The sequence below is a fragment of the Thiomonas delicata genome, from assembly GCF_900088825.1.
In the GTDB taxonomy this organism is placed as follows: Bacteria; Pseudomonadota; Gammaproteobacteria; order Burkholderiales; family Burkholderiaceae_C; genus Thiomonas_A; species Thiomonas_A delicata.
Genome location: NZ_LT592194.1, coordinates 1 through 217 on the forward strand (window position 1 = coordinate 1; position 217 = coordinate 217).

Annotated in this window: 2 pseudogenes; one reads left to right on the forward strand and one right to left on the reverse strand. The window is 65.4% G+C overall.

Annotated elements, in window-relative coordinates:
- Window positions 1-19: 19 nt before the first annotated feature.
- Window positions 20-73: pseudogene (locus THIARS_RS19060) on the forward strand (hypothetical protein); the annotation flags it as partial.
- A gap of 56 nt (window positions 74-129) precedes the next feature.
- On the opposite strand, the pseudogene THIARS_RS19065 reads toward THIARS_RS19060, so the two are convergent.
- Window positions 130-201: pseudogene (locus THIARS_RS19065) on the reverse strand (hypothetical protein); the annotation flags it as partial.
- Between the last annotated feature and the right edge of the window lie 16 nt (window positions 202-217).

The following is a 217-nucleotide window of genomic DNA, read 5'->3' on the forward strand; positions in this document are numbered from 1 at the left end:
CAATGGCCTGCTCAACGTGGTGACGAGTTTCTATCTCGCTTTCCGCCTGGCTCTGCGCGCACGCGGCATCGGCCAGACGAAGCTCAGCAGGTTGCGTCGCAGGCGGCTGCGCAGCGCCGTGCGCAACAGCCTGCGGTCCTGCAGGCCGATGCCGCGTGCGCGCAGAGCCAGGCGGAAAGCGAGATAGAAACTCGTCACCACGTTGAGCAGGCCATTG